The sequence below is a fragment of the Hymenobacter lapidiphilus genome, from assembly GCF_013377885.1.
Taxonomy (GTDB): Bacteria; Bacteroidota; Bacteroidia; order Cytophagales; family Hymenobacteraceae; genus Hymenobacter; species Hymenobacter lapidiphilus.
Genome location: NZ_JABKAU010000005.1, coordinates 54,649 through 80,206, shown reverse-complemented (window position 1 = coordinate 80,206; position 25,558 = coordinate 54,649). Strand labels below are relative to the sequence as shown.

Genomic DNA, 25,558 nt, shown 5'->3' with positions numbered 1-25,558 from the left:
ATCTCTGCTGCAATGCTAAGCTATAAAACGTAGCCCGGCGGCATCTTGCAGCTGGGGCCGTTTCTGTTGAGCCTGCTTCCTCTTGCGCATCAATAGCTGGCAGCGGTGCAAGGAGTAAGTATCCTGATATATCTATATTAGCTCCGTTTACCCCGTAAGCGGACGATACTACGAGCACTCACCGGCAGAACGCATGAATGAAAATAGCTTTTCCAGGGTCGCCCTTGCTGGCACAGCACTCGTAACAGTAGGTATCTGGACGCTGCTGGCCTGGAGCCATTACCACGGCGGCGTGCCGAGCCATCATTTCCTGGCTCGGGCGGATATGCCCGAAATATCAAACTGGTGGGGCGGGCTGTTGCTGCCGGTGCTCACCGGGTTGCTACTCTACCGCATTCGGAAGCAAGCCTACGGCAAAGCTGGCTTGTACTCTGAACCCACTCAGGCCTTGCTGCGCGCCCTGTACGGATTCGTCGGGGCTTTGCTATTTGGGGTCTTGATATCCGTTTTGTTTACGGCCGGCGAATCGGATATGGCGGGTAATGTGATGCTCAGTTTGTTTGTATTTGCCTTTTTCGTCCCGATTTACCGGCCAGAGTGCCTGCTTGGCTTCGTGCTGGGCATGACGTATACTTTCGGGGCCGTGCTGCCTATGATAATCGGCACCGGATTGGGGTTGGTGGGCCTGGTGCTGCATGCCTACCTCCGGCGGGGCCTGCTGTACGCCGGGGCCAAGCTGCTGCCAACCAACAAACCCGGAGTCAACGGCTAATACCTACCGTCAGGCCTTTGATCCGGCGCCGGCCAGCACCTGCGCGGCGGCCCTAGCGCCGGCTTCCACGGCCCCATCGAGGCGGCCCCACTCGCTGCTGGCAGTTTCGGCCCCCGCCCAGATAAGGCGGCCCTGCCAGAGCGGAGCACGCAGCTCCGGCGGGCCCTGCAACGGCACCGATAGCGGGGCAGCTTCGTCGGCGGGGGTACTGGTGTACGGTTCGTGGGCCCAGTCGAGCTCCTGGTAAGCCAGCGGGCGGGCAGCCGCCGGCCCGAATATCCGCACCAGCTGGGCCACTACGGCTGCCTCGCGAACAGCAAGCGGAGCACTACGCAGCGGATGAGGCGCGGCGAAAAACCCGAACAGCACGCCCGGCCGGCCTTCGGGCGGGCTGGCATCGTGTATTTCCGTAAGGGGCCCATCCTGGCTCACGGCAAAGCCCGACCAACCCTGCTCGCGCCAGAATGGCGTTTCGTAGGTCACCAGGCTTTTCATGGAGTGGCTCATCCAGGTGGGCATCTGCTGCTGGGCGGCCTGCACGGGGGCGGGCAGCGCGGGCACAAACACCAAGCTGTGGGCAGCCAGGCGCGGCGGCAGCGCCACCACCACAGCATCGGCCCGGTAGACGCGCGGATGCCCACTTTCCTCCGTCGTTACCTCCACCCCGTTGGCCAGCTGCCGCAGTGCGGTGGCCTGAGTATTAAGCTGCACGGTGCCGGCTGGCAGCCCCGCTGCCAAGCACTGGGCCAGCGCCGCCGCGCCGCCCGCAAACCGCAGGTAGCCTGCCGAGCCCGACGGGTGGGGCAGCCGATGCACTGCGCCGCCCGTTTCGTAGGCAGTGGCTCCGGTGCTGAACTGCACGAACGGTTCGAGGCGTAACTCCTGCGCCAGCGCCAATAGCTGCGGCTGATGGCTCCAGCCCCAGGTAGCGCCCAGGTCGGCGGGGGCAGCGCCGGGCAGGGCAGTCAGGGCATGGGTGCGGCCACCCACCCGGTTGCGGGCCTCCAGCACCCGCACGGTGCGGCCGGCCGCCACCAGCCGCCGCGCCGCCACCAGGCCCGAAAGCCCGGCCCCCAGTACGATAACCGAAAAAGAATCTGTCATAGGCTCCCTAACAGGCGTAGGACGACAAAGTAACGGGCAGCGCGGCCAATCGGCCGTTTCGGGTGGGCGTCGGCTCAATACTGGCAGGGTTTGCGAGGCGTCGGCAGTTGCAAATAAACTACTTTATCTATATATTAAGACACTCTCCTGCTGCTGGTTGTCGGCAGATTTCACCCACCTTTCGCCACCGCACCATGAAAAACGTTCTGGTTCCTACCGATTTCTCCCCCGAATCCCGGTATGCCTTTGAGGCGGCGTTGCAATTGGCGCAACGCAGTGGGGGACACCTGCTGCTGCTGCACTGCTTCGTACCTCCCATCGACTCCCATATTTCCACCACCGGCGGGCTGGTGGGCAACCATGGCCTCAACGACGTGTACGTGCTCAAAAGCCTGCAGGCCGTTAAGCGCCGCATGCACGAGCTGATGGCCCAGGCCCAGGAGCTGGCTCCCGGCGTGCCGGTACAAGAGCTGGTACTCACCGAGGAGCCCGAAACAGCCATTCCGGAAACCATCCGCGAGCGAAACATTGATCTGGTAGTGCTGGGGTCGCATGAAAACACCTCCTGGACCCGTTTTTTCCTTAGTTCGTACACCGAGCAGATCATGCGCGATGCTCCCTGCCCGGTGCTCACAGTGAAGCATCCGGTCAATAATTTCGATGTGCGCCACCTGGTATTTGCCTCCGACTTCTCAGCCGAAGCCAACCAGGCAGTACCCGCGCTGCAGCAGCTGTTAAACCTCTTTCCGGATGCTATGCTGCACCTGCTCGATGTGGTGCCCAGCGCCGGCCACCATGCCAGGGCACTGGAGGCCATTCATACATTTGCCAAGCGCCACCAGTTCAGCCACTACGAGCCCGACGTGTTCGACTCCCCCCGCGTCAGCACCGGCATCCCGCGCTTTGCCGAGCAGGCTCACGCCGACCTTGTAGTGATGCTCACCCACGGCCGCTCCGCCTTCAGCCACCTGCTGCAGGGCAGCATCTCCGAATCGGTAGCCCTGCACGCTGCTCCGCCTGTGCTCACAGTTCACGTGTAGCCGCTGGCTGCTTTGCGGCGGCCTTATGCAAAACAATGGCTCGTGTCTATCAGCACGTTGTAGGGGCGGGGCTTGTCCCCGCCCGCCGTTCGCACCCCTGCAACGATACTCGTTCAATAGTACTCGTTCAACGGTACTCGTTCGATAGTACTCGCTCAACGGTAATCGTTCAACGGCGGGCGGGGACAAGCCCCGCCCCTACAACGTGCTGATAGACGTATACCGTCGCTTGGGCTTGCTACTTTTTCAGTGGATCGTGGCCCCAGTTCATCAGGGAGTAGCGCCAGGGCGAGGTGCTGGTTTTGCTCTTGTCGTCGGGGCCGCCCTGGGCTAGGTGGCGGCTGATGTAGCTATGCACCTTGTGCATATGGTCGTAGTCGGCGGTGGTAAGGTCGGCCTTTTTCTTCTGCAGAATCTGCACGATTTTCTCGCCCGAATGGTGGCCGATGCTGCTGCCGTCGCCGCTGTCCTGGCCCACCGACTTCGACTCGTCGGTTTTCAGCCACTTCTCCAGCTCCGTCGCCGTCATGTTCACGTCGCTTTTGAATTCGGTGTAAATAGTGTCGGAATCGTGGTCGTTGGCAGCCATGAGCAGATAGGTTCAGATGAAGGAATACAGGCCGCAGTCGGCCCGTTTATTCAACGTACTGCTTGTGGTACCGGTTACGCCCGGCCCCACGCAGAAAGGTGGAGAAGCACCGGCCACTGGCCCTGCTTCTCCACCTCTCTGCTTATCCAGCTTTTGCGCGGCAGCTTACAGCAACGTAACCCCTGCGTCGGCCAGTTCGCGGCGCACTTCCTCGGGCCAGATGCTCACCTGCACCTCGCCAATGTGGCCTTTGCGGAGCATAAACATGCACACCCGGCTCTGGCCAATACCGCCCCCAATGCTCTCAGGCAGTTCGCCCCGCAGTAGCCGCCCATGGAAATCCAGCTCCTGGCGCTGCTCGCAGCCGCGCACTTTCAGTTGCCGCATCAGCGCCAGGCTATCCACCCGAATACCCATCGACGAGAGTTCGAGGGCCGTTTGTAGCACGGGGTGCCACACCAGCAGGTCGCCGTTGAGGCCCCGGTAGCCGGGGGCCGTTTCGGTGCTCCAGTCGTCGTAATCGGGGGCGCGGCCGTCGTGGGCCTCCCCGTTGCCGAGTGCGCCCCCAATGCCCATCAGAAATACGGCACCGTACTGCCGGGCGGCCTCGTGCTCGCGCTCTTTAGGCGTGAGCTCGGGATACTGGCGCAGCAGGTCCTCGGCGTGCAGGAACGTGATGCGGCCGGGTAACACCGGCAGAATATCAGGGTATCGGGCAGCCACTTCGGCCTCAGTAGCCCGCAGGGCCTCATAAATCTGCTCGACGGTGGCGCGCAGGAACTCCGGCGTGCGCTGCTCGGCGGTTATGCACTGCTCCCAATCCCACTGATCAACGTAGATGGAGTGGATGGGCGAGTAGTCTTCGTCGGGGCGCAGGGCGCGCATATCGGTGAGTAGGCCACGGCCGGCCGCTATGCCCAGCTCGTGCAGCCGCAACCGTTTCCACTTGGCCAGCGAATGCACTACTACTGCCCGGCGCTCGGCCAGGGCCTTTACCAGGAAAACTACCGGCCGCTCTACCCCGTTCAGGTCGTCGTTGATGCCGGTGCCATCGAGCACGGCAATGGGGGCCGAAACACAGCTCAGGCGCAGGCGGCGGGCCAGTTCGCGGGCAAATACGCTTTTCACCAGGCTAATTGCCTCTTCGGTTTCAAGCAGGTCGGTGGTGGTCATTTCGGCGGTAATCATGGGGCTGTTTTTTAAAAGGTTTGAGAGATTTTTTTTTCAAAAAGGCACACAGGTTTCCCTACTCCTGCCGGAGCATTTTTTCGATTTTTTATTCCGTTAAATAACTTTCAGTTCCGACTCAGCAACGACCCCTTATAGGGTTATTTCTGCTTCAAAAGCACAAAAAAAGCCTTCCGGGGAGGAAGGCTTGAGAAAAAATCACTTATTGATTTTTATTTTTCCCAGGGAGCAATAGCCTTCCAGTCCCGAATAATATTATTATTCGAATTATTATTCTGGCGGATATTGCGGAAGTGGCGCATTGGAATACTCCGTTTATTCAGGAGTTCACAAGTATAACAAGTTGCTATAATATTTGCAAGTTTTTATGCGCATATTTTTATTTAACCTGCTCTATCGGCTCCTACGCGGGTTCATCATCCGGCTCGCCGCTTAACGCATGGCGCACATTGCGCACGGCCGGCAGCACCGACAGCGGCACGGGCGCCTCGGGGTGTAGCAGGTGCAGCAGGCGCAAGTACTTGGCCCGGCCTTCCGAACGCATTAGCGGAGGCACAGCATACACGAACACTTTAAATGGCTCCGTTTTCTGAACGCCAATCAGCAAAAACCGTTCGGCCTGCAGCGCATCGGCATAAAAGGCAGCCTGCCGGTCGTAATCGTAGTAGGTACACTGCTCCACGAAGTGGTTGTAGTCGCGGGCCATCGTGGTTTTGAAATCAACGACGGTGTAGGGGTGGCCGGGGTGGTCGATGACCAGATCGGCGCGCAGCTTGCAGAGCGTGCCCGTAACGGGCTCGGTGAAGATGCAGCTGGGCTCGGGCGTGCCCACCTCAAGCAGCACCTTTACCTCGGGGTCGAGCTGCACGCCCTCCACCATCCACCAGATGAGCGTGTCGTTGATGCCGGGCTGGCCCGATTCGTAGAGGTCGGGCTCGAGCAGGGCCGTGTGAAAGGCCGTGCCCAGGCCCAGCGCCCCGCCTACGCTGCTATGGGGCCGCGGCGGACGGCCATTGAGGGCGTCACGCAGGCGCGAGAGGTCGGAGTTGGCAATGGCCGGCAGGGCGCGGTAGTCATCGTAGGGGATGCGCAGCAGATCGGGGCGGGCAGGCAGAGGAGTAGCAGTTGGGTCAGTCACAGAAGGAGAACAGCAGAACAGAAAGGATAGTTGGCTTTGGATTGGGGTGAAGGGTGGTGAGTACGGTCATTCTGAGCATGTGGCGCATAGAGCCAGTGTCGGAGCGCAGTCGAAGAATCTCTACCGCTTCGCTGCTTGCCCGCCCCGTTTCCTTGAGGATAATGAATCAACGAAGCAGTAGAGATTCTTCGACTGCACTCCGACACTGGCTCTATGCGCCACATGCTCAGAATGACCGTTCAGTTACCTCACCCCTCCTCGCCTTTGGCAAATTTCGGCATTTCGTACTCGCCCACGCGGCCAAAGCGTCGTTCGTGCTTCAGTCCTTCATCTTCGCCGTAGGGGTGGCCGCCAAAGCCATGGCGCATCATGGCAATAGCCTTGGCCCAGGTAGGGTTTTGGTCGCGGGAAGTGAAGAGCTGCATGATTGACTGCGAAATGACCGGAATGGGCACTTCCATACGCAGGGCATCGGCCACCAGCCAGTTCACTTCGCCTGTGTCTTCAATGTAGCTGGGCACATCGAAGCTACCGCCTTTCTGATCGTACATCTGTTTCATGAGTTGCACCAGCCACGAGCGCACCACCGAGCCGTTGTTCCACAGGCCCAGAATGGCGCTGATGTCGAGTTCTTCGCGAAAGTGCGTGAGCATGCCCATGCCCTCGCCAATAGCCTGCAGCATGCCGAATTCGATGCCGTTGTGCACCAGCTTCACGTAGTGGCCCGTGCCGGCCGGGCCGGTGTGCAGGAAGCCCTCGGGCACAGCGGTATCCACGAAAAAGTCTTTCAGCTGACTTACGGCTGCCGCCTCGCCGCCCACCATGTAGCAGGCGCCGTTGCGGGCACCGGTGGGGCCGCCGCTGGTGCCGCAGTCGATAAAGTAAATACCCTTGCGCTGCAGCCGGTCGGCGCGGCGAATGGAGTCGCCCCAGTACGAGTTGCCGCCGTCCACGATGATGTCGCCTTCCTCAAAATACGGCTCCAGCTGGTCAATCAGGCCATCGACGGCCGCACCGGCCGGAATGTAAAGGAATACCTTGCGCGGGCGCTCCAATTGCTGCGCCAGCTCGGCCACGGTAGTTACCACGCGCAGGCTATCGTTCTCAAGGTCGGGCCGGGGCCGGATGTCCATGCCCACTACGGGGTATCCCCTCTCAACGGCCTGCTGGGCCAGGCCCGCCCCCATCTTACCCAAGCCAATAATTCCTATTTGCGTCTTTTTCATGCGGTGAGATTGACTGAATGAGCGAACAGAACCGATACGTAACAGGCCCAGCAAGCTGAGCGATATGCTCGTTTCGGAAGGCCGCTCCTAGCTTTCTGTTTCTACAGCTTACGGGCCAGTACGCGGGCGGGGGCCCCATCGGTGCCTTTTATTTTCAGCGGCAGGCACAACAGCTCGTACTCGCCGGGCTGCGCGTGCTGCAGGGCCAGGCCCTCGATTACGCTGATGCCCGAGCCAAGCAGGATATGATGGGTGTCGGCGTTGCCGACCGAGAGGTAATCGACGCCCACGCACACCACGCCTTTATCGCGCAGCCAGGCGGCGGCTTCGGCCCCAAGGCGCACAAAGTCGGGGTTGAAAGGCTCTGTTGACCAGTTGCGGGCGGAGTTGCGGGTTTTAAACAGCACCCGGCTACCCTTTTCCAGCCTCAGGTGCTCTACGTCGGCCAGTGCAATAACCTTTTCCGAATCTACGGCCACCAGCAGCGCCGGCCCCATCAGGTGGCTTAAATCGAGGCTGGCCGCGTCGGAGCCGTCGGCCAGAAAGTGCAGAGGCGCATCGACGTGCGTGCCCGTATGCACACTCATACTGATTTCCGACACGTTGGCCGCCGCGCCATCAGCCATGCTCAAGGTGCGCCGGATGCGCACCGGCGCGTTGTCGGGCCAGTAGGCCATACCGTCGGTGATGGGGGTCGTAAAGTCGAGCCATTCCATAGTTCAGGGGGTTAAAATCGGGGATAGACCGGGTTGAAGGCGCCGCGCAGACGACCCGTTTCACTTAGGCATCCCCGGCATCTCATCGGTGTGGGGCTGAATGAGCTTGGCCACGAGGCCGGTCCAGCCGGTTTGGTGGGTAGCGCCGAGGCCCTCGCCGGTGTCGCCGTTGAAGTACTCGTGAAAGAGCAAGTGGTCGCGGAAATGGGGGTCGGTCTGCATCTGCTGGTTGGTCCCGAAGCAGGCCCGCTCGCCATTCTCATCGCGCAGAAACAGACTGATTAGCCGGTCGGACAGGGCCTGCGAGATTTCGAGAATCGTGCAGTACGTGCCCGAGCCCGTGGGGTATTCCACCTTGAACTCGGGCCCGTAATAGTGGTAAAACCGCTGCAACGACTCCACAATCATGAAGTTGGTGGGCAGCCAGACAGGGCCGCGCCAGTTGCTATTGCCCCCGAACAACGACGTGGTAGACTCGGCCGGCTCATAGCTGACCTTCGCGTTTATGTCGCTTTCGTGCTCGAACACATACGGGTGCTGCAGGTGGTGGCGCGAGAGGCTACGCACGCCGTGCCCGGAGAGGAACTCGGCCTCATCGAGCATGCGGCGCAGCAGCAGCTTCATGCGGTGGCCGCGCAGCAAACTCAGCAGGTGGCGCTGGCCCTTGCCCGGCTCCTGCCAGCGGCTTACCAGGGCGGCCAGTTCGGGGCGGTTATCCAGAAACCAGTTCAGTCGGCTTACAAACCAGGGCACATCCTGCAGGGTAGCCGTGTCGAGCACCTCCACGGCAAACAACGGAATGAGGCCCACCATGGACCGCACCCGCAGCGGAAAACGGCCGCTGTCGGGCGTGTTCAGCACGTCGTAGTAGAATCCATCCTCTTCGTCCCACATGTCGATGCTTTCATCCGACACGCAGGTCATGGCCTGGGCGATGTACAGGAAGTGCTCGAAAAACTTGCTGGCCAGGTCCTGGTATACCGGGTTAGCGCGCGACAGTTCCAGGGCAATGCGCATCATGTTGAGCGCGAACATGGCCATCCAGGCCGTGCCATCGGCCTGCTCGATGTAGCCGCCGGTAGGCAGTGGGGCGCTACGGTCGAATACGCCAATGTTGTCGAGGCCCAGAAAGCCGCCCTCGAATACGTTGCGGTTGTCGCGGTCTTTGCGGTTCACCCACCACGTAAAGTTAAGCAGCAGCCGATGGAATACGCTTTCCAGAAACGCCGTGTCGCCGGTGCCACCGCGCTGTTTCTGATCGATTTTATACACCCGCCAGGTGGCGTAGGCGTGTACCGGCGGGTTCACATCACCAAACTTCCACTCGTAGGCCGGCAGCTGGCCGTTGGGGGCCATGTACCAGTCGCGGCACAGCAGCCGGAGCTGGTTTTTGGCGAAGTCGGCATCGACCATGGCCAGCGGCAGGCAATGGAAAGCCAGGTCCCAGGCCGCATACCACGGATACTCCCACTTGTCGGGCATCGAAATGATGTCGGCGTTGTTGAGCTGTTTCCAGCTGTGGTTGCGCCCGTGCAGGCGGCTGGCGGGCGGCTCGGGCATGGCCGGGTCGCCGCGCAGCCACTGGGCCACATCGTAGTAGTAGTACTGCTTGCTCCAGAGCATGCCGGCCAGCGCCTGGCGCTGCACATTGCGGGCGTCGGCACTCTCCACCCCCTTCTGCAGCTCGTGGTAATAGGCGTCGGCCTCCTGTTGGCGCTGCTCTAGCAGGGGGGCGAAATCGGCGAAGGGCTGCGCGAGGCCAGGGGTCGCCAGCCGCAGCCGCACGGTGCGGCTTTCGCCGGCCGGCACCTCCAGCAGGTAATGCACGGCCGCCTTAGTACCCCGGAGGGCCGGATTTACGGCCCGCTTCCGGCCATGCAGCAGGTAGTCGTTGATGCCGTCTTTGCAATAAACGGAAGGATTTTTCGAGTTAAAGAGGCGCCCGGCATTGGTTTCGTTTTCGCAGAACAACAGCTCGGGCGGCTGCTCATCCGCCGGCTCGCAATACAGCTCCAAGCCGGGCAGGCTGGTATGGTCAACGGTTATGGAGCCGTCCGATTCGGATGCCCGCAGCTCGGGCTTGTACTGGCTGTAGCCCCAGGCCCAGGTGTTGCGCAACCACAGCTGGGCCAGCACATGCAGCGGGGCGGGCTGGTCGCCGCGGTTATGCACCGTAATCTGCAGCAACAGGTCGTCGGGGCCGGCCTTGGCATATTCAATAACAATATCGAAGTAGCGATTCTCCTTGAAAACCAGCGTATCAATCAGGTCGAACTCAGGCTTGTCGCGGCCGCGCCGGGCATTTTCGGTTACTAGCCAGTCGTACGGAAAAGCGTGCTGCGGATACTTGTAGAGCATCCGCATGTAGGAATGGGTGGGCGTGTTGTCGAGGTAGTAATACAGTTCCTTCACATCCTCCCCGTGGTTGCCTTCGGGGCCGGCCAACCCAAACAGCCGCTCCTTCAGAATAGCGTCCTGCCCGTTCCAGAAAGCCGGCGCCAGACACAGCAGCTGCTGGTCGTCGCTGACGCCACCAATGCCCTCCTCGCCCCAGCGGTAGGCATACGAGCGGGCCATATCGTGGGTGGTATAAGTCCAGGGCTGGCCATCGGCCGAGTAGTCTTCGCGCACGGTACCCCATTGCCTATCCGACACGTAGGGGCCGAAGCGGTGCCACTTAGCTTTCCCATCGCGCAGTTCCTGCTGCCGTTGCTGCTCCTGGTTCATGCGTTGGAGGTTTTAGTGTTTTAAACGACGTAGGGGCGGGGCTTGCCCCCGCCCGCCGCCTGAACGGTGCTGACAGGACGGAATCGTGGCAACCGATGGGGCGCGTGTCGTTCAGCGGCGGGCGGGGACAAGCCCCGCCCCTACGTCGTTCCTTGTTCCTTCTTCGACTCAGCCATTATCGGCGAAGCCCGGGTACAGAGCCATGCCGCCATCGGCGAAAATGCTGGTGCCGGTTACATAGTCCGACTCATCGGAAGCCAGCCAGACTGCCACCTTGCCAATATCGCGCGGCTGGCCGATGCGGCCGTAGGGGATGAGCGTGAGCAGCGACTTTTCTTCCTCGGGCGTGTCGCGGGCCGTGAGGTTGATAGGCGTAGCAATAGCGCCCGGCGCAATGCTGTTGATGCGGATTTTGTCGGGGGCCAACTCCTGAGCCATGCTTTTCATCAGCAGCATAATTCCGCCCTTGCTGGTGGCATAGTTTACATGGCCGGCCCACGGAATTACCTCGTGCACTGAGCTCATGCAGATGATTTTGCCCAGCGCACTCGAAATTTCTTCCTGCGGGCCGCGGCGCAAAAACTCGCGGGCCGCCTCGCGGGCACACAGAAACTGGCCCGTCAGGTTCACATCAATCACCTTTTGCCATTGGTCCAAGGTCATGTCCACGAACTTGGCATCCATCTGAATGCCCGAATTGTTGACCAGAATGTGCAGCGTCCCGAACTTCTCGCGCACGAAATCGAACATGCGCAGCACGTCGTCCTCCTTGCTTACATCCGCCTGAAACGATACTGCCTTGCCCCCGGCATCGGTAATTTCCTTTACCACCGCCGCTGCCTCATCGGTGCTGTGGGCGAAGTTCACAACGACTGTTGCGCCCTCGGCAGCCATGGCCCTGGCTACTCCCGCCCCAATGCCGGAGCTGCCGCCCGTAATCAGGGCAATCTGGTTTTTGAGTCGGTTAGGAAATGGGGTTGCAGGCATAGCGAAGGGGTTGAAAAGCAGCAGAAATCAGCAAACTATAGGTATGGGGTAGACTGTTATTAGGCGACTTTGGTTACATACAAACACTGCAACAAATTGACCATCATTTATTTACTATAAAATAATTCTCCTTTTCCTCCTTTTTAACCGGCTACCTTTCCTCCCAGATAAAAATGACAGACCGGCAAATGAGGGGGTAGCGGCCCGGCCAAAGCGTGCGGACGCAAAAAACCGCCGCATCCAATGGATGCGGCGGTTTCAGCCATCAAGGCGCACTCCCCTCAGAATGCGCCCGGATGTTTGGCCGCCCAGAGTACATACAGGCGACTTCTATACCAAAGCAGTGGCAAAATCATGCAGTTATTCTCGGGCCGTTGCTCGCTGCGGGGCGTTGGCCTATGCTTTTGAAGGGGCAGCAGATGCATAGGCCTGAGCAGCCGACTTCTGCTCAGCCGACATAATTCCATATATGGAGTCCAGGCTTGGGAGGCTGTCGTTTTCCACCTGCAGGTCCTTCAGCAAGCCCTCCTTGATGTCGTAGACGAGGCCGTGCAACTTGGGCGGGTTGGGCCCTCGCAGTGCGTTCTGGATGATGCTGGTTTTGTTCAGGTTGCGCACCTGTTCAATCACGTTCAGCTCCACAAGTAGCCGTAACCGGGCCTCTTCATCCTGAATGCCCAAAAACTCCTTTTCGTGTAGCCGGACAACGTCGCGGATACCGGTCAGCCAGCCGTCAATCAGCCCGTATTGCTTGTCGCCGGCCGCCGCGGCCACGCCGCCACATCCGTAATGCCCGCACACCACTACCACCTCTACCTTCAGCACCTCTACGGCGTACTGCAACACCGACAGCAGGTTGAAATCGGTGGGTACTACCAAGTTGGCAATATTCCGATGCACGAACATTTCGCCAGGGCCGGTCCCGGTTATATCGGAAGCTGATACCCGCGAATCCGAACAGCCGATAAAGAGGTATTTGGGCTTCTGCCCGTTAACTAGCCGGCTGAAAAACTCGGGGTCGGCAGCCCGGCGTTCGGCTACCCAGCGGCGGTTGTTTGCAAGTATTTTATCCACTGTTAGAAGTTGATTAAGCGGATTATCTATTAATTGAAAGGCATAGATGTCATATACGATAGTACTGTTTGGTAGCTGGTGTCTGCCTCTAATGGCCCATTACCTCTACCCGGGGAATGTTGCGCACTTCCAGCTCGATACCACGCTCAGGCGCGCCCCGACGGAAGTTTTCGATGGCTTCCAGCACATCGTAGTCAATGTACACCGAGTCGGACCCGTCGATGACCACATGGGTATTATGGGGCAAGTCTTCCAAAGCCCGCATGATGCTGGCCTTATTGAGAAACGACACCTGTTCGGATAGCCGCAAAACAATCGGGCCGCCCGATGCCTGGCCCAGGTCACTGCGGAAGTAAGCTGAATCGTAGTTGGCTTTGAGAATGTAAAATATTCCCACTACCAAGCCCATCACTACTCCCCTGAGCAAATCGGTGAACAGAATGGCTACAATGGTGATAATAAAGGGCAGAAACTGCTGCCACCCCAGCTTCCATTGGGTGCGGTACAGGTCGGGGTTGGTGAGTTTGTAGCCGATAACGAGCAGAATGGCCGCCAACGCCGACAACGGAATCCGGTTGAGGAGCGGGGCCAGAAACAGCAGGCTTACGAGCAGCAGTATGCCGTGGAAGAAAGCCGACATCCGCGTCTGGCCACCAGCATTAATATTGGCCGAACTGCGCACGATAACAGCTGTCATGGGCAGGCCACCCAGCAGGCCGCTCAGCATATTGCCCGCGCCCTGGGCCATCATCTCGCGGTTGGTGGGCGTGCTGCGCTTGTGCGGGTCGAGCTTATCAACGGCCTCTACGCTAAGCAGGGTTTCGAGCGAGGCAACAATGGCAATGGTGAAGGCCACTGTATAGGTTTCAGGGCGGCTGAAAGCCGTCCAGTCGGGCGTAGTAATCAGGCTGGCCGCGTCCTGCAGCGAGTTGATGTGCGGCAGACTCACCAAATGCGTAGTCCCAACTGCCAAGCCCGGGGCTAGGCCCTGAAAGACTTCATTGAGCAGAATAGCCGCTACCACTACAATCAGCGCGCCGGGCACCATCTGGGCCGCTTTCACACGCTTGCTCAGCACTTTATCCCAAAACAGCAACAGGCTCAGGGCCATCACCCCTACCATAGCCGGGCCGGGCTGAATGTTCTGAATGGCGTTGCTGATTTGGCTGAACGTGTTGCTTCCGTCGATTTGCGTAAATGTCAGGTCCTCGAAATAGTCGGAATCAACCCCCAAAAAATGAGGAATCTGCTTGAGAATCAGAATCAAGCCAATAGCGGCCAGCATGCCGCGAATAACAGAGGTGGGGAAGTAGAGCCCGATGATACCTGCGCGGGCCAGGCCCAGCCCAATCTGCAGAAAGCCAGCCATTACCGTAGCGGTCAGCATAGCCTCGAATGAGCCCAGCGTGGCAATACCCGCCACTATAATAGCCGTAAGGCCAGCGGCCGGCCCGCTCACGCTCAAGGACGAGCCACTGAGCCAGGATACTACCACACCGCCTACAATACCGGCAATAACGCCCGACAGCAGCGGCGCGCCCGAGGCCAGGGAAATACCCAGGCACAACGGCAGCGCCACCAGAAACACTACCAGTCCGGCGGGCAAATCCTGACCCAGAGAACTGAACGTCGAGGGAAGACGACTGGGAGCTACAGGAGCGGCCACCGTCTTCGAGGCCGGAACATTTTTCATCATAACGAGGGGAGGCAGTACAGGAAGTCTGGGCGGCCTTCCATTTAGCTGAACGCAGCCAACCCGACGATACAACAGTACGGCCAGCTCGTTAACCTCTGATTAAAACCATATTAAGGCACGATTAAATCCCGATTAAAAAATCACAAACTTTTGACTGACAACCAGTTAAATTATGCAACTAGTACTATTATTTTCCCCTACTGCTCTTCTGGCTCTAGTAGCTATCTGCCAAACAATCATAGGGCTTGGGCTACTAAGCAAGTAGGCGGGAACGTCCGTTGGCCCGGTAGCCCGCTAGCCGGCTGCCGGGAAGGCGAGCAGTACACGGGTACCCTGACCCAGGGTGCTGGCCACCTCTACACGCCCGCCATGCAGTTCCATAATTTTGGCCGTGAGCGGCAGGCCGATACCGTGTCCGGGTACATTCCGTACCGTCTCAGCCCGGAAAAAAGGCACGAATACCTGCTGCCGGTCGGCCTCGCTCATGCCCGGCCCTTGGTCGACGACGAGTAGCTGTATATGGCTGCGGGTGGCCGTGAGCGTGGCCACAATGGGCGCCCCCGGATTAGCAGCCGTGAACTTGCAGGCGTTTTCCAGAATGTTGAGGAAGGCCACCAGCACCAGCGCCTCGTTGCCGAGCACGGCAAACGGCATGGCCGCTGCTACGCCGGGTGTTTCGCGGAAATCGAGGTCGATGCGGCGGGTGGGGTGGCGGCGGTGCAGCTCCTCGTGGGCCAGCAGCAGCAACTCATCGAGGCGCAGGCGGCTGCGTGGCACTTGGCTGGGGTCGTCGGAGGCACGGGCAATCTGGAGCAGACCGTTGGTCAGGTCCTTGAGCAGCCGGGCGGCATCGAGCGTGGCGCGCAGCACCCGCTGGTACTCCTCGGGGGTGCGCTCCTGCTGGAGCAGGGCTACTTCGAGCTGCCCGATAATGGCGGCAAGGGGCGTACGCAGCTCGTGCGAAGCATCGCGCACAAAGGTTCGCTGGCCCACAAAAGCTGTTTCGAGCCGATCGAGCAGGCTATTGAAGCGCTGGGCAAGCAACGATACTTCGTCGCGGCCCTGGCCAGGGCTCAGGCGCTGGTGCAGGTCGGAAGCCGTGATACTATCCACTTCGCGAATGATGCGCTTCATGGGCGCAAGCGCCTGGCCGGCAAAAAACAGCCCCCCAATACCCACCACTACAAGCGAAACCAGCAATCCGAAGGTGAGTACCGTCAGCAGGTTGCCCAGCTTTTCTTCGCTGTCGGCATCAACTGATGAAGCTACCACCACAAAGTTGCCCCGGCCGGGCTCCCTGTAAAGCAGGCCCACCGTTTGGTGAAAACGACCCTCAAACCGCTCCTCCCGGCCGCTCCGGCGCACCTGCTGCAACAGTGCAACCGGCACACTCCGACCCTTGAGGCCTTCGCGGCCCTCACGAAATACTACCCGGTTGCTGGCATCAAATACGTATACCTCCTCGGCCGGCAGCGTGCGGTAAAACTGCCGCAGATAGCGCCGGTACGAAGCCCGGCTTCGCTCGTCGCCGCGCCGCGTACCATCGAGGTACACATGCGCAACCACCCGGGCCCGTGAAAACAGGCTTTCGGTAAACGCTTCGTGCCGCGACTGATAAGTAAAAAAGTAGATTACGGCTGCAAACAGCAGCAGCGTAACCACCAGAATGGCCGCAAACTGCACCGTAAGCCGCGTACGAATCGTCATCAGGCAGTGTAGTGGTTAATGGAAATTACGACCGTCATGCTCAGCATGACGGTCGTAATTCAGCCCTAAAAATTACTCCTCCTTCATCACGTAGCCCATGCCCACAAGCGTATGGATGAGTTTGGGCGTGAAGTCTTTATCGAGCTTTTTACGCAGGAAGTTGATGTATACATCGATGACGTTGGAGCCGGTGTCGAAGCTCGTATCCCAGACCTGCTCCAGAATATCCACCCGCGACACCACCCGGTTCTGGTTGCGCAGCAGGTATTCGAGCAGGGCAAACTCGCGGGCCGTCAGCTGGATGGGTTGGCCGGCCCGATGTGCCAATTTGCTGGCCGGATCAAGCGTGAGGTCGGCCAGCTGGAGCACACCGCCGGCCGGGGCTACATCGTGGCGGCGGCGCGTAAGGGCCCGGATGCGGGCCAGTAGTTCCTGAAACGCGAAAGGCTTTACCAGGTAATCATCGGCCCCGGCATCGAGGCCACGGATTTTATCGTCGGTTTCGCCTAGGGCCGTGAGCATGAGGATGGGCACGCCGGTGTTCTGGGCCCGCACCTGCCGGCATACCTCCAGCCCGCTCAGGCCCGGTAGCAGCGTATCGAGGATGAGCAGGTCGTAGCCACCCTGCTTGGCCAGGCGCAGGCCCAGCAGGCCATCGGCAGCCAGGTCTACCTGGTGGTGTTGTTCGCTCAGGCCCTGATGCAGAAACGCGGCCACCTTGGGCTCATCTTCAACCAGCAGAATTTTCATAGCTGCAAGATACATGGCTGGCCGACTTCAGCCTTATCAACGAAAAACCCCTCACTACGAAACGTAGCAAGGGGTTTTGGTGATCCCGCTGGGATTCGAACCCAGGACCCATACATTAAAAGTGTATTGCTCTACCAGCTGAGCTACAGAATCATTCCACTTCACTGGGGCCAAAGCCTTTTCAGAAGGGAGTGCAAAAGTAGCAGCCTTATCCGGACGGTGCAAACAAACGAGGTACTTTTCACCCCAATTCGCTCTCACTACCACCCAATACCCTGACATTCAACCGAATTATTTGCAGCCACCCTGCTAACCCGCAGAGAAGCAGCCGCTAGATTTTAGCCATTTCATCCTGCACGAAGTCGGCCAGAGTGCGCAGATACTCGGTACTGAAATCGAAGCGGATGCCCGCGGCGGCGTAGATTTCACCAATCGGGGCCGTATAGCCCAGAGCCAGGGCGCGCTGGTAGCCAGCCAGGGCGGCCTGCGGGTTCTGGCGGTAATTGCGCCACACAGCAATGGCCCCAAGCTGGGCCATGGCGTACTCGATGTAGTAGAACGGCACTTCGTAGAGGTGCAGCTGCTTCTGCCATAGGTAGGGCTTAACATGCTCCAGGCCTTTCCAGCTCACGGTACGCTGGTTGAACTCATCGAACAGCTCGACCCAGCGGGCATGGCGCTGCTCCTCGGTGTGGGTCGGGTGCTCGTATACCCAGTGCTGAAACTTGTCGATGGTAGCCACCCAGGGAAAAGTTTCGAGCACGCTTTCGAGGTGGGTGCGCTTGGCCCGCCGCAGCTCGTCCGGGTCGGTAAAGAACACGTCCCAATGGTCGAGGCTGAGCAGTTCCATGCTCATAGAGGCCAACTCGGCCACCTCGGAGGGTGGGTGCTTATCGGCGCCCAGCGGCAGGCGGCGCGTGAGGAAGCTGTGCACCGCGTGGCCGCCTTCGTGCAGCATCGTCACCACATCACGCAGGCTGCTGGTGGCGTTCATGAAGATGAAGGGCACTCCCGTTTCGTCGAGCGGGTAGTTGTAGCCACCGGGGGCCTTGCCTTTGCGGCTTTCCAAGTCAAGGTTGCCCATCTGGCCCATGGTGCGCAGGCATTGCCCCAGAAACGGGTCGAGCCGGTCGAAAACGACCGTGGTTTTGGCCAGCAGCTCCTCCCCCGTATCAAACGGCCGCAGCGGGGCCTGGCCCGATACGTCCACATCGAGGTCCCAGGGGCGCAGTTCGGGCAGGTTCAGGTCCTGGCGGCGCTCCAGGTCGAGGTTGTCGATGAGCGGCACCACGGTTTCGCGGATAGCGCGGTGGAAGTTCAGCGTGTCCTGGGGCGTGTAGTCGAAGCGACCCAGAGCGGCGAACATATAGTCGCGGAAGTTGGCGAAACCGGCGTTTAGGGCCATTTGGTGGCGCAGGCCGATCAGGCGCGTGTATAACTCGTCGAGGGCTTTGGCATCCTGCAGACGACGCTCCTGCACGGCCCGCCAAGCCGTTTCGCGCACCTGCCGGTCGGGGCTTTTGAGGCGGTCGGCGGCGCGGGGCAGCGTCAGCTCCTCGCCGTCAAGCGTTACGGTCATGGCCCCGGCCAGGGCGGCGTATTGCTGCTGCTGGGTGCTGATTTCGGTTTTGATCGGCACGTTTTCGGGCCGGTAGATGGCCAGTGCCTGCCGCACCGACCGTACAAATACCCGGTAGCGGTTTTCATCCAGCTCACTTAAAAACTCCGAGGCCAGCATCTTCTCGTTGAGCGCGTGGTCGTGGGGCGCGACGTGGGGCTCAATCTCGTTCACAAAGAACTGAAATGCCTCGGTGCGCGCACTGTCCTGGGTATTGCAGGTCATGCGGATGTAGCGCCAGGCCAAGTCTTCGCCCAGTACTGCCTCCAGCTCCGAGCGGTTCAGCAGCCAACGCTCCAGTTCGGCCACCGAGCCTATCTCCCGGTCGCGCAACTCCAGAAAGTACGGCTCAATCGTGGCCCAATCGGTAACGGTGAACGACTCGGGCAAGTACTGGCGCGGGGGCCGTTGGGTATCGGCGGCGGGCATAGAAGAGGTCATATCGGGGAAGCTAGAAGTTTGGAAGCGGAGAATTGCAGGGCTGAGAGCTATAAAAACGTCATGCTGGGTCTGCCGAAGCATCTCTACCGCAATAGCAATCTTCGTGTTTGATTACCACAGCGGTAGAGATGCTTCGGCAGGCGCAGCATGACGCTCAATTTTAAGCTCCTGGCTTTTCAGAAATGCCTAGCCAATCTCAATCACCACGTCGCTCGTGAGCGGGTGGCCGACGCAGGTAAGTATATAGCCCTGGTTCATCTCGGAGTCCGACAGGCCTTCGCGCTCGTCGAGGTGGACTTTGCCCGAGAGGCACTTGCCGCGGCAGGCGGTGCACAGGCCAGCCTGGCAGCTGTAGGGCAGGTCGATATCCTGGTCGAGGGCAGCTTCAAGAATAGTCTGCTCGGGGCTAACCTGGAACTGGTATTCGGCGCCCTCGTAGTGAATGGTGACGTTGCGGGAGCTGCTTTGCTCGTCATCAGCAGCGGCCGATACGTCGCCGTGGCCGCCCGACTGGGCAGCCGCCTCGGCCGAATCGGCGGCGGCCACGAAACTCTCGCGGCGCACCCGGGCGGCCGGTACACCCAGCAGCTCCAGGGCCGACTGGGCTTCCAGCATCAGGCCATCGGGGCCGCAGAGGAAGTACTCGGCCTGGGCAGCTGGAAACTGGTGGCGCTGCTCCAGAATCCGGAGCAGCGTGGTGCGGTTGAGACGACCGGTGTGCTTGTGCTCGGCCGAAGGGCGCAGGGGCTGGCTGAACACATGCTCGATCTGGAAGCGGCCAGCGTACTGCTGCTCTAGCTGCCGCAGCTGGTCGGCAAAAATCACCGAATCCTCGTTGCGGTTGCCGTAAATAAGCAGCACGTGGCTCTTGGGCTCGTCACTGAGAATGGCCTTGAGCATGCTCATGAGCGGGGTGATGCCCGAGCCGGCACCCACCAGCACAATGGAACGCGCCGCCTGGGGCTGGGGCGCCAGCACGAAGTTGCCCAGCGGGGCCATTACCTCCAGCTGCTGGCCTACCTGCACGGTGTCGAGCAGGTAATTACTCACCAGGCCGCCCGTTACGCGCTTTATCGTGACGGCCAGGCGCGGGGCCTCGCCCGGTGTGCTGCTGAGCGAATAAGCGCGGCGCTCCTTCTTGCCACCGGGTCCGCAGGGCAGAATCAGGGTCAGAAACTGGCCCGGCTGGCAGGCAACGGGCTGGCGGTCGGGCCGCTCGAAATGGATGGTAACGGCGTCGGAGGTTTCCTGGGTCAGCTCAACAACAGTTAGCGTCAGGTAGGGGCTACTCATAAAGGCAGGTAGATCTTATCGGGGTGGGTTTGAACACAAAGTTCGTTATTCGATTTTTGTTTCCCACACAGAACGTAATCCCGGGGAAGTAGAACGTGTCATGCTGAGCGCAGCGGAGCGTAGTCGAAGCATCTCTACTGCAGTAGTAATCCTGGCGTTTGGTTAGCATTGCAGTAGCGGTGCTTCGACTTCGCTCAGCATGACACCGTTCTTTTAACCCACCAACCCCCAATGCTTTCCGAACTCCTCCACCGCCACCAAGCCGATTTCGGGCCCGTGCTGCCCCTTGACCTGAACTCGCCCGAGGTAGCGCGCCTCGATTTTACGGCCGCCAACCCGCTGCTCACCGCCGCCAACCTGCACGACACGGCCACCTTCGACCAGCTGGTAGCCCGGTTGCTGGCCGATAAAAACGCCCTGATTGGCGTGGGCGGCTACCTCGAAGACCGGGTCATCTACCGCCGCAGCCCCGGCCTGTTCGACGCTGACCCCACGGCCCCCGCCCGCTCGCTGCATCTGGGCGTCGATGTGTGGGTGCGGGCCGGTACGCCGGTGCTGGCCCCGCTGCAGGCCACCGTGCACAGCATCCAGGACAACGAAGGGCACGGCAATTACGGTCCCACCGTCATTCTGGAGCACGAGCTGGAAGGCGTAGTTTTCTACACCCTTTATGGCCACCTCAGCCGCCGCGAAACCGCCCTGCTGCGCCCCGGATTGGTGATTGATAAGGGCGACACCTTTGCCGAAGTAGGCCCCGCACCCGAAAACGGCGACTGGCCGCCGCACCTGCATTTTCAGGTAATAGCCGATCTGCAGACCCGGGTGGGCGACTTTCCTGGTGTGGCGCTGATGTCGGAGCGCGCCACCTGGGCGGCCCTATGCCCCGATCCGAACCTGATTCTGCAAAGCCGCCACCTGACCACGGATTGACCCGGATTTTTTCGGATTCTATAGTCGGACCTCCCGTATCTGCGGCCGTTGGGCGTTTTCTGTTTCCCCAAAAAGCAAAAAGCCACCTCAACTGAGGTGGCTTTTTGCTTTTTAATCGTCGAAACCGTTTAGAAACTCAGTGACACCAATGAAACGTCATGCTTCATCTGGCGTCCGCGCAGTCGAAGCATGACATTCCTTCTACTTTGTAAATAGTTTTGCCTACAAAATCCATGAAATCCGAAAAAACCCGGGCTAATCCGTGGTCAGTCGAACTTAATGGCGGCCACTGGCTTGATGCGCGATATCAGGTAGGTGGGGATGAGCACGGCCAGCAGGGAGGTGAAGAACGTGGCCGCGTTGAGCATCAGGATGATAGTCCAGTCCCAATGAATCGGTACGCGGTCCATGTAGTAGTTTTCGGGGTCGAGCGGGATAAGGTGCAGGTAGTACTGCATGGCGCAGAAACCCAGCCCGATCAGGTTGCCCCACAGAATTCCGCGCACCGTCAGGCTCAGGCCGCGGAAGAAGAACATGCTCCGAATCTGGTTGTCGGTGGCCCCGATGGCTTTCAGCACCCCAATCATGTTGGTGCGCTCCAGAATCATGATGAAAATGGTGGCCACCATGTTGAAAGTAGCCACGAAAATTATCAGTACCAGGAAGATAACCACGTTGCGGTTGAGCAGCTTCAGCCACTCGAACAGCTGCACGTATTGCTCGGTAATTTTATCGAGTTTGAGGTCGTAGCGCAGGTTTTCGTAGAGGTTGTCGGCTACCGGATCGAGGCGGTTGAAGTCTTTGAGCGTTACTTCGAGCCCGCCCACCAGCGTATCAGGCCAGGCGTTCAGGTCGCGGATCTGGCGGATGTCGCCGATAACAAAAGCCTCGTCGAACTCGTCGAGGCCGGTCTGGTAAATGCCGCTGACGATGAACTGGCGCACCCGTGGCGGACTCTGGATAAAGTAAAACAGGGCCTTGTCGCCGACCTTAAGCCGCAGCTTATCGGCCACTTTGCGCGACACGAGCACGTCGTTGCTGGCGGCTGAATCGGAGAAGGTGATGAACTTGCCGGCGGCCAGGTTCTTGCGCATCGACGAGGGGCTGGTCTTCTCGTCGATGCCCTTAATCACCACGCCCAGCACCTCATCTTTAGTTTTGATGATGGCCGTTTTGCGGGCGAAAGGCTGAATGGTGGCTACCTGCGGATTCTCGCCCAGCTCGCGCACGAGCTGCGGCTGGCCGATGGGCTCGGCCTCAAGCGAGTTGTTGGTGTCGTACTTACTGATTTGCAGGTGCGAGCCGAAGGAGAAGATTTTGTTCTGGATTTCGTTGCGGAAACCCTCCAGAATGGCAAACGACACCACCATCACGGCCAATCCCATGGCAATGCTGATGATGGCTATCTTTGTCACCGACGAGGTGAACGAGCCCGCATCGGCCCCGTCAATCTTATGAGATATGTACTGCGAAACGTTCACCGGCGTAAAGCTAGATGAATCCGAGTAGTTTTCCACTCCCGCCCATGCCTTCTTTCCTGCCCCAGAGTCTGCTCAGCCTCGCGTTACTGCTCACCGACTGTACCCGCCCGGCCCAGACGGGTTCGACTACGGCCGCTTTGCCCCCCGCACCGGCCGCCCAAACGGTGGCCGCACCGCCCCAGGTGGTGCTGGAACAGCCGGCTGCCGCGCCGCTACAGGTGGCCGCCGCGCAGTTCGGCAAGTACCTGCCGCTGCTGCAGGGCAAACGGGTGGGGCTGGTAGTGAACCAGACCGCCCGCGTGGGCCAGGCGTTTCTGGTGGATACGCTGCTGAGCCGGGGCGTGAACGTGAAGGTGATTTTCGGGCCGGAACACGGTTTTCGGGGCGAGGCGGCCGATGGAGCTACTATCAAGGATGGCAAAGACGCCCGTAGCGGCCTGCCGGCGCTGAGTTTGTACGGAGCCACCAAAAAGCCTACGCCCGAAATGCTGCGCGACATTGACGTGCTGGTGTTCGACATTCAGGACGTGGGCGCACGCTTCTACACCTTCATCAGCACAATGCACTACGTGATGGAGGCCGCCGCCGAGCAGGGCAAGGAGGTTATCATCCTCGACCGCCCCAACCCCAACGGCTGGTACGTAGATGGCCCGGTGCTGGAGCCCAAGTACAAAACCTTTGTGGGCATGCACCCGATTCCGATAGTACACGGCCTGACGGTGGGCGAGCTGGCCCAAATGATTAACGGCGAAAAGTGGCTGGCCGGCGGCAAGCAGTGCCACTTAACGGTTATTCCGGTGGCGGGCTACACCCACGCCACGCGCTACGAGTTGCCAGTGCGCCCCTCCCCTAACCTGCCCACGGCCCATTCCGTCGACCTTTACCCCAGCCTGTGCCTGTTTGAGGGCACCGACGTGAGCGTGGGCCGCGGCACCGACCGGCCCTTCGAGGTAATCGGGGCGCCTACTCAGCCCGCCAGCCGCCCGTTCAGCTTCGTGCCCACGCCCAACCCCGGCTCCACGGCCCCACCCCAAAACGGCAAGCGCTGCTATGGTCAGGATTTGGAGGGCATCGGTGAAATTGGCTTTACACTTTCGTATCTGATTGACTACTACAACCAGAGCACAGCCAGAGACAAGTTCTTCACCTCGGGTTTCGAGCGACTGATGGGCATGGCCGAAACCCGACAGCAGATTATTGCCGGCAAATCGGAAGCCGAGATCCGGGCCACCTGGGAGCCGAAACTGGGAGCCTATAAGGTGATGCGCCAGAAGTATCTGCTGTATCCGGATTTTGAGTAGTACTGATGTATTTCCTGCAGAGAACCCAGTGCTGTCAAATGAACGACACAGCGCCTTCTGCGAAAACACTGCGTCCTCTGCGGGCTAAAAAACCTGAACTGCTATGCTGAACATCATCTTCATGGGCACCCCCGAATTCGCGGTGCCTACGCTTGAATCGCTATTAAGCTGGGACGGTTGCCGGGTAGTGGCCGTAGTTACGGCGCCCGATAAGCCCGCCGGGCGGGGCCGGCAGCTGCACGGCTCGGCCGTGAAGGCAGCCGCTGAAGCCCACGGACTGCCGGTACTCCAACCAATCAATCTCAAAGACCCCGAATTTCAGGCTGAGCTAAAGGGCTACGCCGCCGATTTGCAGGTGGTAGTGGCCTTCCGGATGCTGCCTGAGGTAGTCTGGAACATGCCACCGCGCGGCTCCATCAACGTGCATGCCTCGCTGCTACCCCAGTATCGGGGCGCGGCCCCCATCAACTGGGCCCTCATCCACGGAGACACCCAAACGGGCGTTACCAGCTTCTTCCTGCGCCACGCAATCGACACCGGCAACCTTATCTACCAGGATGCCGTGGACATTGCGCCGGAGGATGACTTTGGCTCGCTCTACGAAAAGTTGAAGGTGGCCGGGGCTGCGTTGGCGTTGCGCTCGGTGCAAGCCATTGCCGCAGGCGAGGCCCCCAGCATTCCGCAGCCCGAGCTGCCGGAGTTGCGGCCCGCCCCCAAGCTCACCAAGGAAACCGGACGCCTCGACCCCATGCAGCAGTCGGCACCGGCGCTGGCCAACCTTGTACGCGGCCTCGCTCCCATCCCCACGGCCTTTATCCAGCTGCCCGACGGCCGCACACTCAAAGTAATCAAAGCCCAGCCCTTCAGCGACGAGGAAGACAGCGGCCCCGACATGGGCGGCGCTGGCCATTGGTACACCGACGGCCGCAGCTACCTGCGCCTGCAAACCGCCGACGGCCTGCTCGACCTACTCGATGTACAGCTGGAGGGCAAAAAGCGCATGTCCATCCAGGACTTTCTGCGCGGCTTCGATGTGAAGCTGTTTGGCTGAGTCGGTTGCTAGTTGTCAGCAAAAAGAACGTCATGCTGAGCAAAGTCGAAGCATCTCTACCGCAATGCTAATCCTGATGCAAATGCTGACTTGACAACGAAGCGGTAGAGATGCTTCGACTTTGCTCAGCATGACGTTCTTTTATATTCTTTTTAACTATAAATCAGCATTTTAACAACTCACCTCTTCACTGTATGACCGCACTCGTTGTAGCCGTAGCCGATAACGGCGTTATCGGGGGCGAAAATCGCCTGCTCTGGCACCTGCCGCTCGATTTAAAGCATTTCAAGCAACTCACGCTGGGCCACCCCATCATCATGGGTCGGCGCACCTACGACAGCATCGGCCGGGCGCTGCCCAAGCGGCGTAATATCGTGGTTACCCGCCAGGCCGGTTGGCAGGCGGAGGGCTGCGAAACTGCCGCTTCGGTGCTACAGGCGCTGGAAATGGCCCGCACCACCGACGACGACATCTTCGTCATCGGGGGCGGCGAAATCTACCAGCAGGCGCTGCCTGCCGCCGACACGGTGTACCTGACTGAAGTACATCACGCTTTTGAGGGCGAGATAACCTTCCCTGAACTGCACCCCGGTGAGTGGCGCGAGGAAGCCCGCGAGCGGCACGAGCCCGACGCCACCCACGAGTACTCCTTCAGCTTCGTTACGCTCCGGCGGCGGTAACACGGAACGAGCAACTTCGCTGTCACGCTGAAGTGTCGTTGCAGGCCCT

General features: G+C 59.9%; 21 protein-coding genes and 1 tRNA gene. 6 read left to right on the top strand and 16 right to left on the bottom strand.

The genetic code is table 11. The features are described 5' to 3' along the window. Positions 1-325 precede the first annotated feature (325 nt). The gene (locus tag HW554_RS03945; RefSeq protein ID WP_176907049.1) at positions 326-772 is read left to right on the top strand and encodes a hypothetical protein; all 447 of its coding nucleotides are present in this window, start codon (positions 326-328) and stop codon (positions 770-772) included. Between the two features lie 9 nt (positions 773-781). On the opposite strand, the gene HW554_RS03940 is transcribed toward HW554_RS03945, so the two are convergent. Next, the gene (locus tag HW554_RS03940; protein WP_176907048.1) at positions 782-1,876 is read right to left on the bottom strand and encodes a flavin monoamine oxidase family protein; all 1,095 of its coding nucleotides are present in this window, start codon (positions 1,874-1,876) and stop codon (positions 782-784) included. Between the two features lie 194 nt (positions 1,877-2,070). On the opposite strand from HW554_RS03940, the gene HW554_RS03935 reads away from it, so the two are divergent. Further along, on the top strand, positions 2,071-2,916 hold the full coding sequence (locus tag HW554_RS03935; RefSeq protein WP_176907047.1) for a universal stress protein: 846 nt from the start codon (positions 2,071-2,073) through the stop codon (positions 2,914-2,916). A gap of 238 nt (positions 2,917-3,154) precedes the next feature. On the opposite strand, the gene HW554_RS03930 is transcribed toward HW554_RS03935, so the two are convergent. The 14 genes from HW554_RS03930 to HW554_RS03865 all read right to left on the bottom strand — a co-directional run bounded on the left by HW554_RS03930 (position 3,155) and on the right by HW554_RS03865 (position 20,066). Further along, positions 3,155-3,505, bottom strand: a complete 351-nt coding sequence (locus tag HW554_RS03930) for a DUF3140 domain-containing protein (protein ID WP_176907046.1) — start codon at positions 3,503-3,505, stop codon at positions 3,155-3,157. Between the two features lie 165 nt (positions 3,506-3,670). Further along, a complete protein-coding gene (gene asnA / locus HW554_RS03925) occupies positions 3,671-4,693 on the bottom strand; it encodes an aspartate--ammonia ligase (RefSeq protein ID WP_176907045.1) in 1,023 nt (340 codons plus the stop codon). Between the two features lie 403 nt (positions 4,694-5,096). Further along, positions 5,097-5,831: a PD-(D/E)XK nuclease-like domain-containing protein gene (locus HW554_RS20925; protein ID WP_176907044.1), complete on the bottom strand. Its 735-nt coding sequence runs from the start codon at positions 5,829-5,831 to the stop codon at positions 5,097-5,099. A gap of 248 nt (positions 5,832-6,079) precedes the next feature. Continuing rightward, entirely contained in the window at positions 6,080-7,111 is a 1,032-nt protein-coding gene (locus HW554_RS03915; RefSeq protein WP_262889875.1) for an NADP(+)-dependent, decarboxylating phosphogluconate dehydrogenase, read from the bottom strand. Between the two features lie 47 nt (positions 7,112-7,158). Beyond that, positions 7,159-7,773, bottom strand: coding sequence for a cyclase family protein (locus tag HW554_RS03910; RefSeq protein ID WP_176907042.1), 615 nt, complete (start codon positions 7,771-7,773; stop codon positions 7,159-7,161). Between the two features lie 60 nt (positions 7,774-7,833). Further along, positions 7,834-10,500: an MGH1-like glycoside hydrolase domain-containing protein gene (locus HW554_RS03905; RefSeq protein ID WP_176907041.1), complete on the bottom strand. Its 2,667-nt coding sequence runs from the start codon at positions 10,498-10,500 to the stop codon at positions 7,834-7,836. A gap of 168 nt (positions 10,501-10,668) precedes the next feature. After that, positions 10,669-11,487, bottom strand: a complete 819-nt coding sequence (locus tag HW554_RS03900) for an SDR family oxidoreductase (RefSeq protein ID WP_176907040.1) — start codon at positions 11,485-11,487, stop codon at positions 10,669-10,671. 396 nt (positions 11,488-11,883) lie between these two features. Next, complete coding sequence (locus tag HW554_RS03895; RefSeq protein ID WP_176907039.1) at positions 11,884-12,561, bottom strand: carbonic anhydrase; 678 nt, start codon at positions 12,559-12,561, stop codon at positions 11,884-11,886. A gap of 88 nt (positions 12,562-12,649) precedes the next feature. Continuing rightward, complete coding sequence (locus HW554_RS03890) at positions 12,650-14,257, bottom strand: SulP family inorganic anion transporter (protein ID WP_176907038.1); 1,608 nt, start codon at positions 14,255-14,257, stop codon at positions 12,650-12,652. Between the two features lie 294 nt (positions 14,258-14,551). Next, entirely contained in the window at positions 14,552-15,964 is a 1,413-nt protein-coding gene (locus HW554_RS03885; RefSeq protein WP_176907037.1) for a sensor histidine kinase, read from the bottom strand. Between the two features lie 72 nt (positions 15,965-16,036). Beyond that, the gene (locus HW554_RS03880; protein ID WP_176907036.1) at positions 16,037-16,714 is read right to left on the bottom strand and encodes a response regulator transcription factor; all 678 of its coding nucleotides are present in this window, start codon (positions 16,712-16,714) and stop codon (positions 16,037-16,039) included. Between the two features lie 77 nt (positions 16,715-16,791). Next, positions 16,792-16,867, bottom strand: a tRNA-Lys gene (locus HW554_RS03875). 178 nt (positions 16,868-17,045) lie between these two features. Then, positions 17,046-18,773 (bottom strand): M3 family oligoendopeptidase, encoded by a 1,728-nt coding sequence (locus tag HW554_RS03870; protein WP_176907035.1) that lies wholly within the window; start codon positions 18,771-18,773, stop codon positions 17,046-17,048. Between the two features lie 186 nt (positions 18,774-18,959). Next, positions 18,960-20,066, bottom strand: coding sequence for a ferredoxin--NADP reductase (locus HW554_RS03865; RefSeq protein WP_176907034.1), 1,107 nt, complete (start codon positions 20,064-20,066; stop codon positions 18,960-18,962). Between the two features lie 231 nt (positions 20,067-20,297). On the opposite strand from HW554_RS03865, the gene HW554_RS03860 reads away from it, so the two are divergent. Beyond that, positions 20,298-20,996: a peptidoglycan DD-metalloendopeptidase family protein gene (locus HW554_RS03860; RefSeq protein ID WP_176907033.1), complete on the top strand. Its 699-nt coding sequence runs from the start codon at positions 20,298-20,300 to the stop codon at positions 20,994-20,996. 266 nt (positions 20,997-21,262) lie between these two features. Here the strand turns inward: HW554_RS03860 and HW554_RS20920 are convergent, their stop codons facing one another. Continuing rightward, positions 21,263-22,477 carry an ABC transporter permease gene (locus tag HW554_RS20920; protein ID WP_176907032.1) on the bottom strand — a complete coding sequence of 405 codons (1,215 nt, stop codon included), beginning with the start codon at positions 22,475-22,477 and terminating at the stop codon, positions 21,263-21,265. 44 nt (positions 22,478-22,521) lie between these two features. Between HW554_RS20920 and HW554_RS03850 the strand changes: the two genes are divergently transcribed. The 3 genes from HW554_RS03850 to HW554_RS03840 all read left to right on the top strand — a co-directional run bounded on the left by HW554_RS03850 (position 22,522) and on the right by HW554_RS03840 (position 25,509). Next, positions 22,522-23,778, top strand: coding sequence for an exo-beta-N-acetylmuramidase NamZ family protein (locus HW554_RS03850; RefSeq protein WP_176907031.1), 1,257 nt, complete (start codon positions 22,522-22,524; stop codon positions 23,776-23,778). 103 nt (positions 23,779-23,881) lie between these two features. Next, positions 23,882-24,829 (top strand): methionyl-tRNA formyltransferase, encoded by a 948-nt coding sequence (fmt, locus tag HW554_RS03845; protein WP_176907030.1) that lies wholly within the window; start codon positions 23,882-23,884, stop codon positions 24,827-24,829. 194 nt (positions 24,830-25,023) lie between these two features. Next, positions 25,024-25,509, top strand: a complete 486-nt coding sequence (locus tag HW554_RS03840; protein WP_176907029.1) for a dihydrofolate reductase — start codon at positions 25,024-25,026, stop codon at positions 25,507-25,509. Positions 25,510-25,558 lie beyond the last annotated feature (49 nt).

What these genes read in the sequence shown, in the direction of transcription:
- HW554_RS03945 (WP_176907049.1), top strand. Translation starts at nt 326, where the DNA reads ATGCCCGAAATATCAAACTGGTGGGGCGGGCTGTTGCTGCCGGTGCTC.
- HW554_RS03940 (WP_176907048.1), bottom strand. Translation starts at nt 1,876, where the DNA reads ATGACAGATTCTTTTTCGGTTATCGTACTGGGGGCCGGGCTTTCGGGC.
- HW554_RS03935 (WP_176907047.1), top strand. Translation starts at nt 2,071, where the DNA reads ATGAAAAACGTTCTGGTTCCTACCGATTTCTCCCCCGAATCCCGGTAT.
- HW554_RS03930 (WP_176907046.1), bottom strand. Translation starts at nt 3,505, where the DNA reads ATGGCTGCCAACGACCACGATTCCGACACTATTTACACCGAATTCAAA.
- asnA (WP_176907045.1), bottom strand. Translation starts at nt 4,693, where the DNA reads ATGATTACCGCCGAAATGACCACCACCGACCTGCTTGAAACCGAAGAG.
- HW554_RS03910 (WP_176907042.1), bottom strand. Translation starts at nt 7,773, where the DNA reads ATGGAATGGCTCGACTTTACGACCCCCATCACCGACGGTATGGCCTAC.
- HW554_RS03905 (WP_176907041.1), bottom strand. Translation starts at nt 10,500, where the DNA reads ATGAACCAGGAGCAGCAACGGCAGCAGGAACTGCGCGATGGGAAAGCT.
- HW554_RS03900 (WP_176907040.1), bottom strand. Translation starts at nt 11,487, where the DNA reads ATGCCTGCAACCCCATTTCCTAACCGACTCAAAAACCAGATTGCCCTG.
- HW554_RS03890 (WP_176907038.1), bottom strand. Translation starts at nt 14,257, where the DNA reads ATGATGAAAAATGTTCCGGCCTCGAAGACGGTGGCCGCTCCTGTAGCT.
- HW554_RS03885 (WP_176907037.1), bottom strand. Translation starts at nt 15,964, where the DNA reads ATGACGATTCGTACGCGGCTTACGGTGCAGTTTGCGGCCATTCTGGTG.
- HW554_RS03880 (WP_176907036.1), bottom strand. Translation starts at nt 16,714, where the DNA reads ATGAAAATTCTGCTGGTTGAAGATGAGCCCAAGGTGGCCGCGTTTCTG.
- HW554_RS03870 (WP_176907035.1), bottom strand. Translation starts at nt 18,773, where the DNA reads ATGACCTCTTCTATGCCCGCCGCCGATACCCAACGGCCCCCGCGCCAG.
- HW554_RS03865 (WP_176907034.1), bottom strand. Translation starts at nt 20,066, where the DNA reads ATGAGTAGCCCCTACCTGACGCTAACTGTTGTTGAGCTGACCCAGGAA.
- HW554_RS03860 (WP_176907033.1), top strand. Translation starts at nt 20,298, where the DNA reads ATGCTTTCCGAACTCCTCCACCGCCACCAAGCCGATTTCGGGCCCGTG.
- HW554_RS03850 (WP_176907031.1), top strand. Translation starts at nt 22,522, where the DNA reads ATGCCTTCTTTCCTGCCCCAGAGTCTGCTCAGCCTCGCGTTACTGCTC.
- fmt (WP_176907030.1), top strand. Translation starts at nt 23,882, where the DNA reads ATGCTGAACATCATCTTCATGGGCACCCCCGAATTCGCGGTGCCTACG.
- HW554_RS03840 (WP_176907029.1), top strand. Translation starts at nt 25,024, where the DNA reads ATGACCGCACTCGTTGTAGCCGTAGCCGATAACGGCGTTATCGGGGGC.